The organism is Bacillus sp. HU-1818, assembly GCF_022695965.1.
Classification (GTDB): Bacteria; Bacillota; Bacilli; order Bacillales; family Bacillaceae; genus Bacillus; species Bacillus atrophaeus.
Window position 1 is genome coordinate 1,047,082 of record NZ_JAAPBE010000001.1, and the last position, 6,011, is coordinate 1,053,092.

Consider the following 6,011-nt stretch of genomic DNA (forward strand, 5'->3'; position numbering starts at 1 on the left):
TAATAAAAACAATTCCTCTACTTCCCCACGCTGGTACGAACCAGATCAGGTCCAAAGGGTTAAGAAGCAAACGCTTCTCTCTCAGCCCGTCAGTCGGGCACCCCCAGTAACTATTGATTTCGTTTTCATCTTATCATAAATACAGAATCGAAGAAAGAGAAATGTAGAAAATATTCAGCTAATTCAACTTAAGTGATAAACCGGCAATGATATTTCTGTTATTTCATTCTCATACAGTGACACCCGATATGCCTGTGCGCTAGCTCGTGAACTCACAACCTGAAACAGCTGGTCTCCTATAAAGTGCAAGGCCGCTCCGTCATCAGCTGCATAGCCTTCACTCAAAGACTTTTCTGATATAAGCCTGTGAAACGCCGGTCTCCTCTCCTTCTCTCCATCATAATGAGGACAAAAGCTCCCTTGTAAAAACCCTAAGCCATTCAGGCCTGTTAACGGGCCATTCATCGAGTCCGTCACGCCCTCTTCAAACCAGCAGATGGCTCCGGCGCTTAATCCTGATAAAATAACGCCTCTCTCCCACGCCTCACGCAATATATGATCTAATCCCCATTCTTTCCGGGTATTTCCGCCGCCGACGTATACAATATCCTGTTCATATATAAATGAAGCCAGATCTGTTGAAGGCGGTTTAAACAAGGATAAGTGGTCCGGCATACACTCAAGCTTGTGAAATGCATGATAAAACCGTTGAATATAGCTTTCGGAATCACCGCTCGCAGTCGGCAAAAAACATACCCGCGGTGCAGATTTTTTCGTTTGCTCCAAAAGATATTGATCAAGGAGCAGATGATCCGGCTCCATCGAAAAGCCGCCTCCGCCCATAGCTATAATTTGTTTCACAAAGCAACCTCTCCTTCATTTAAAATAAATGAATCCCCACCGATATATAGACGTATAATAGATGTCTTTCCATATGATAAGAAAAGGAGCCTTAAACTCATGTCATTTTTTAAGAAACTGGCTGCAAGCGCAGGAATCGGAGCAGCAAAATTGGATACGGTTTTACATAAGTCAAAATATAGTCCCGGAGAAATGGTAAGCGGCACTGTCCGTGTCAAAGGCGGAAGTATTGAACAGCAAATCCGCCATATTGAAGTTATTGTTAAAACAAAGTATACCATTAAAGAAGATGATAAAGCAGAGACAAAATATAAAACTGTGGCCTCCCATCGGGTGACAAATGAATTTATGATAAATGCCGGCGAAGAAAAAGTTTTTTCATTCAGCTTCCGGCTGCCGCTTGATACACCCGTTACTATCGGCAAGACAAACGTATTTCTCATGACTGATTTAGATATTGAAGGCGGCATCGATAAATCAGACTATGATTCGTTTCACGTCAATCTCCACCCGTGGATGGACAATGTATTACAAGCCCTGCAGGAAATTGGCTTTAGGCTCCATGAGGCGGACTGTGAACATGCCCCCTATTTCCGCCGGCGTCTGCCATTTGTGCAGGAATTTGAATTTATCCCGCATTCCGGACCTTACAAAGGACTGCTCGATGAACTGGAAGCCGTATTTCACCTCCACGAAGACGGACTAGAGCTTATTCTAGAAGTAGATCGGAAAGCTAGAGGTCTTGCGGGCTGGCTTGAAGAAATGTATAACGATGGTGAGCGGCTGACAGAGGTTTACTTTAGTGAACATGAATTAGAAGCCGGCACAGACAGACTGGCAGACAGACTCGATCAGCTCATCAGCCGATACGCAGAATGAAGAAATGATCCCATATGGTTTGGGATCATTTTTATTTTGTATAAATGGTTTAAACAAGGAAAGAATACACGGGAATCCGGGAGGTGAACGTTGTATGGCACAAGACCGTTTGGCAAACCACGAAACAATGGAAACACATGAAATTCTTAATTTTAAAACCGTCTGCTTATTGAAGTCAAAAATGATGCAGGGACTTGTGTTTGATCAGGAACTGAGAGCACTTATGGAAAAAGACGTGCAACAGTCGATAAAAGATATTGCTGAGCTCCAAGCTTTATATACAAAAGCCCCAACAAGAAACGGAGGTAACCTTCATTGAACGATTACTTAGATCCCCAAAACGCGAAAGGAATGCCTGATCTTGCTGATTCCGCACTGGCTCTCGATTTTTTAATCTCAGTAAAAACCGGAGTCAGAAATTACGCGGCAGCCATCACAGAAACGGCAAGCCCTGAACTAAGAGCCGCACTGCGCCATCAATTAGATGCCGCCATTCACTTACACGGGGAACTATCCAGCCTCATGATTGAAAAAGGGTGGCTTCATCCCGCTGATACAGACAAACAATTTCAATTGGATATGAAATCAGCCCAAACAGCGATTGATATTGCCGGTTTGAAGCTATTTCCCGACAATACGAACCGGCTTGGAACATTTGCAACACCCGATAACTAGACAGCCAGAGGAGACATGTTGAATGAAAGCAGTGACGTATCAAGGGATTAAAGATATACGAGTCAAAGAAGTGAAAGCCCCTGAAATCAAAAAATCAGACGATATCATCGTTAAATTAACGACTACAGCGATTTGCGGATCAGATTTACACTTAATTCACGGAATGATACCAAATTTTCCGGAAGACTATATTATTGGTCACGAACCGATGGGAATCGTTGAAGAAGTGGGTCCTGACGTCCATAAAGTAAAAAAAGGCGACCGCGTCATCATCCCGTTTAATGTCAGCTGCGGTGAATGTTTTTTTTGTAAAAATCAGTTAGAAAGCCAATGTGACAACTCAAACGCCAATGGAGAAATGGGCGCATATTTCGGATACTCCGACACAACCGGCGGCTATCCGGGCGGACAAGCTGAATATATGCGTGTGCCATACGCCAATTTCACCCCCTTCCGCATCCCTGATGACTGTGAAGTAGAAGATGAAAAATTAGTCCTGCTCTCAGATGCCATGTCCACAGCCTATTGGAGCGTGGATAACGCCGGGGTGAAAAAGGGAGATACCGTGATTATACTCGGATGCGGTCCGGTCGGGCTCCTGGCGCAAAAATTCGCCTGGCTGAAGGGTGCTGAAAGAGTCATAGCGGTCGACTATATTGACTACCGCCTTCAACATGCCAAACGGACAAATAACGTAGAGATCGTAAATTTCGAAAACGAACAAAACACGGGAAGCTATCTGAAAGAAATCACGCAGGGCGGAGCCGATGTGGTCATCGACTGTGTTGGGATGGACGGAAAAATGTCGCCGCTTGAATTTCTCGCCACAGGATTAAAGCTTCACGGCGGTGCAATGGGCGCACTCGTCATGGCTGCTCAAGCTGTCCGTAAATGCGGCACCATTCAAGTCACAGGAATATACGGCATGAGATACAATGCCTTCCCTTTTGGAGACATTTTTCAAAGGAACGTCAATATCAGAACAGGACAAGCACCGGTTATCCATTACATGCCTTACCTATACAATTTAATTGCAGAAGGCAAAGTCGATCCCGGCGATATCATTACACATGTCTTACCCCTAGACCAAGCTAAAAAAGGCTACGAAGTATTTGACACCAAAACAGACGGGGCAATCAAAGTTCTTTTAAAACCATAAAAAAAAGACGGTATTTCATTTTCTGAAATATCGTCTTTTTTCATTTTTATACCGGTGGTCGGGGTCGAACCGACACTCCAGAAGGAACACGATTTTGAGTCGTGCGCGTCTGCCAATTCCGCCACACCGGCAAGTATAATGTCCGTTTACAATTCGTATGTAACCGACGAATATAAATATATCATGCATTATTCAGAGAGTCAATAGATTTTCTAAAAAAGTTTTTCTCAAATCTTTTATTAACTCAACATCACGGTTTCCTTAAACTCCTTTTCTTTAGAATAATCCGAAAAAGGATTTGCATTATTACTCCAACTAATCTTAATCTATTTGATTTCAGATTTTTTGCTAAAGCTCACTTTACATATTATGAATAATAGCTGCCTCCTGGTGAGGTCTTACGGTAAAGTGATTGTGCTCTATATTCGATACTTTCATTGCAATATGGGATATCATCCTATTTAGAAACATATATGCTATCTAACGTAATTTACATCCCTTTAAAGTTCCTCGTTTTTTGCTGCTCACTGACTAAATCCGCTTCTCATAACATCCGCATTTATCTTTATATCTCACTTTGCAAATAAATTTCAGCTTAGAATGTAATTAAATATGAAATAAAGAAAAACCTTTTTTTAACGAGAATCATAAAGAAAGAAAGGTACACGCTGCGGTTAGGTGCTGATAAGGCCTTTATGGTACCAATAAAGGCTAACAAAAAAAGAGTAATCTACAGTCAGTAGATCACTCTTTATATAAGGTATACGTTTAAGTTCGATAGCAAAAATGCTGCAAACCAATTTAACATTTGTTAAGTTAAATTGGTGCCGAGGGCCGGACTTGAACCGGCACGGTAGTCACCTACCGCAGGATTTTAAGTCCTGTGTGTCTGCCAATTCCACCACCCCGGCAAAGAAAGGCGACACCCGGATTTGAACCGGGGATAAAGGTTTTGCAGACCTCTGCCTTACCACTTGGCTATGCCGCCATAATTGGAGCGGAAGACGGGATTCGAACCCGCGACCCCCACCTTGGCAAGGTGATGTTCTACCACTGAACTACTTCCGCATTTAAAGAACTTATAATAACATATGCAGTTGGTTTTAAAAATACAACTGGGCTAGCTGGATTCGAACCAACGCATGACGGAGTCAAAGTCCGTTGCCTTACCGCTTGGCTATAGCCCAATGATAATATGGGGCGATTGATGGGAATCGAACCCACGAGTGCCAGAGCCACAATCTGGTGCGTTAACCACTTCGCCACAACCGCCATAGTCTTAAGATGAATTATATAGTGGCAGGGGCAGTAGGAATTGAACCCACACCGGAGGTTTTGGAGACCTCTGTTCTACCTTTAAACTATGCCCCTAGAATAAAAATGGTGGAGGGGGGCAGATTCGAACTGCCGAACCCTGAGGGAGCGGATTTACAGTCCGCCGCGTTTAGCCACTTCGCTACCCCTCCATCTTATAAAAAACACAGTGCCGGCAAGAGGACTTGAACCCCCAACCTACTGATTACAAGTCAGTTGCTCTACCAATTGAGCTACACCGGCATAGGTGGTGGCTCGGGACGGAATCGAACCGCCGACACACGGATTTTCAGTCCGTTGCTCTACCAACTGAGCTACCGAGCCAAACTTTTTTAAAATGGCGGTCCGGACGGGACTCGAACCCGCGACCTCCTGCGTGACAGGCAGGCATTCTAACCAACTGAACTACCGGACCATTTTAATGCACTCTGTTTTGAGTACTGATTTAAAAATTGGTTGCGGGGGCAGGATTTGAACCTGCGACCTTCGGGTTATGAGCCCGACGAGCTACCGAACTGCTCCACCCCGCGATAATGATGGTGGAGGATGACGGGCTCGAACCGCCGACCCTCTGCTTGTAAGGCAGATGCTCTCCCAGCTGAGCTAATCCTCCATCATTTTAATGACCCGTACGGGATTCGAACCCGTGTTACCGCCGTGAAAGGGCGGTGTCTTAACCGCTTGACCAACGGGCCCTGATTGATTCATTTGAAATATGTATAAATAATAGTGGCGGAGAGCAAGGGATTCGAACCCTTGAGACGGGGTTACCGCCTACACGATTTCCAATCGTGCTCCTTCGGCCACTCGGACAGCTCTCCATTAATGGCTCCGCAGGTAGGACTCGAACCTACGACCGATCGGTTAACAGCCGATAGCTCTACCACTGAGCTACTGCGGAATGAAGTCTGCCTGGCGATGTCCTACTCTCACAGGGGGAAGCCCCCGACTACCATCGGCGCTGAAGAGCTTAACTACCGTGTTCGGTATGGGAACGGGTGTGACCTCTTCGCCATCATCACCAGACATTTTAGTGACAAATATCATTATACTATGTATTTCAGAAAAAGCAAGAGATTTTTTAAAAATTATTCTCTCAAAACTAGATAACGTGTAAGCACTA

The 6,011-nt window shown here is 44.5% G+C and carries 5 protein-coding genes, 16 tRNA genes, 1 rRNA gene and 1 riboswitch; of the genes, 4 read left to right on the plus strand and 18 right to left on the minus strand.

The features are described from left to right. Positions 1-5: 5 nt before the first annotated feature. Positions 6-115: riboswitch (TPP riboswitch) on the minus strand. A 68-nt stretch (positions 116-183) separates the two neighbouring features. Further along, positions 184-861 (minus strand): Type 1 glutamine amidotransferase-like domain-containing protein, encoded by a 678-nt coding sequence (locus GXP75_RS05185; RefSeq protein ID WP_242556265.1) that lies wholly within the window; start codon positions 859-861, stop codon positions 184-186. A 99-nt stretch (positions 862-960) separates the two neighbouring features. Between GXP75_RS05185 and GXP75_RS05190 the strand changes: the two genes are divergently transcribed. The 4 genes from GXP75_RS05190 to GXP75_RS05205 all read left to right on the plus strand — a co-directional run bounded on the left by GXP75_RS05190 (position 961) and on the right by GXP75_RS05205 (position 3,574). After that, positions 961-1,740, plus strand: coding sequence for a sporulation protein (locus GXP75_RS05190; protein ID WP_242556266.1), 780 nt, complete (start codon positions 961-963; stop codon positions 1,738-1,740). A 94-nt stretch (positions 1,741-1,834) separates the two neighbouring features. Further along, complete coding sequence (locus GXP75_RS05195; RefSeq protein WP_150223776.1) at positions 1,835-2,059, plus strand: spore coat protein; 225 nt, start codon at positions 1,835-1,837, stop codon at positions 2,057-2,059. Continuing rightward, positions 2,056-2,415 carry a spore coat protein gene (locus GXP75_RS05200; protein WP_081112778.1) on the plus strand — a complete coding sequence of 120 codons (360 nt, stop codon included), beginning with the start codon at positions 2,056-2,058 and terminating at the stop codon, positions 2,413-2,415. The genes GXP75_RS05195 and GXP75_RS05200 overlap by 4 nt, the downstream gene beginning before the upstream one ends. Before the next feature lie 22 nt (positions 2,416-2,437). After that, on the plus strand, positions 2,438-3,574 hold the full coding sequence (locus tag GXP75_RS05205; RefSeq protein ID WP_061572411.1) for a zinc-dependent alcohol dehydrogenase: 1,137 nt from the start codon (positions 2,438-2,440) through the stop codon (positions 3,572-3,574). Positions 3,575-3,623: 49 nt separating this feature from the next. Here the strand turns inward: GXP75_RS05205 and GXP75_RS05210 are convergent. The 17 genes from GXP75_RS05210 to rrf all read right to left on the minus strand — a co-directional run bounded on the left by GXP75_RS05210 (position 3,624) and on the right by rrf (position 5,914). Beyond that, a tRNA-Leu gene (locus GXP75_RS05210) sits at positions 3,624-3,705 on the minus strand. Positions 3,706-4,396: 691 nt separating this feature from the next. After that, positions 4,397-4,485 (minus strand) — tRNA-Leu (locus tag GXP75_RS05215). Between the two features lie 6 nt (positions 4,486-4,491). Beyond that, positions 4,492-4,562: transfer RNA gene (locus GXP75_RS05220), tRNA-Cys, on the minus strand. Between the two features lie 5 nt (positions 4,563-4,567). Continuing rightward, positions 4,568-4,642: transfer RNA gene (locus tag GXP75_RS05225), tRNA-Gly, on the minus strand. Between the two features lie 47 nt (positions 4,643-4,689). After that, positions 4,690-4,761: transfer RNA gene (locus GXP75_RS05230), tRNA-Gln, on the minus strand. A 9-nt stretch (positions 4,762-4,770) separates the two neighbouring features. Further along, a tRNA-His gene (locus GXP75_RS05235) sits at positions 4,771-4,846 on the minus strand. A 25-nt stretch (positions 4,847-4,871) separates the two neighbouring features. Further along, a tRNA-Trp gene (locus GXP75_RS05240) sits at positions 4,872-4,945 on the minus strand. 10 nt (positions 4,946-4,955) lie between these two features. After that, positions 4,956-5,040 (minus strand) — tRNA-Tyr (locus tag GXP75_RS05245). An 18-nt stretch (positions 5,041-5,058) separates the two neighbouring features. After that, a tRNA-Thr gene (locus GXP75_RS05250) sits at positions 5,059-5,131 on the minus strand. 5 nt (positions 5,132-5,136) lie between these two features. Then, positions 5,137-5,212 (minus strand) — tRNA-Phe (locus GXP75_RS05255). A gap of 14 nt (positions 5,213-5,226) precedes the next feature. Next, a tRNA-Asp gene (locus GXP75_RS05260) sits at positions 5,227-5,303 on the minus strand. A 38-nt stretch (positions 5,304-5,341) separates the two neighbouring features. After that, positions 5,342-5,418, minus strand: a tRNA-Met gene (locus GXP75_RS05265). Between the two features lie 7 nt (positions 5,419-5,425). After that, positions 5,426-5,501: transfer RNA gene (locus GXP75_RS05270), tRNA-Val, on the minus strand. A gap of 10 nt (positions 5,502-5,511) precedes the next feature. Beyond that, positions 5,512-5,583 (minus strand) — tRNA-Glu (locus tag GXP75_RS05275). A gap of 35 nt (positions 5,584-5,618) precedes the next feature. Beyond that, positions 5,619-5,709 (minus strand) — tRNA-Ser (locus GXP75_RS05280). Between the two features lie 5 nt (positions 5,710-5,714). Next, a tRNA-Asn gene (locus tag GXP75_RS05285) sits at positions 5,715-5,789 on the minus strand. Positions 5,790-5,798: 9 nt separating this feature from the next. Continuing rightward, a 5S ribosomal RNA gene (gene rrf / locus GXP75_RS05290) occupies positions 5,799-5,914 on the minus strand. Between the last annotated feature and the right edge of the window lie 97 nt (positions 5,915-6,011).

Coding starts and splice junctions, on each gene's coding strand:
- GXP75_RS05190 (WP_242556266.1), top strand. CDS start 961: ATGTCATTTTTTAAGAAACTGGCTGCAAGCGCAGGAATCGGAGCAGCA.
- GXP75_RS05195 (WP_150223776.1), top strand. CDS start 1,835: ATGGCACAAGACCGTTTGGCAAACCACGAAACAATGGAAACACATGAA.
- GXP75_RS05205 (WP_061572411.1), top strand. CDS start 2,438: ATGAAAGCAGTGACGTATCAAGGGATTAAAGATATACGAGTCAAAGAA.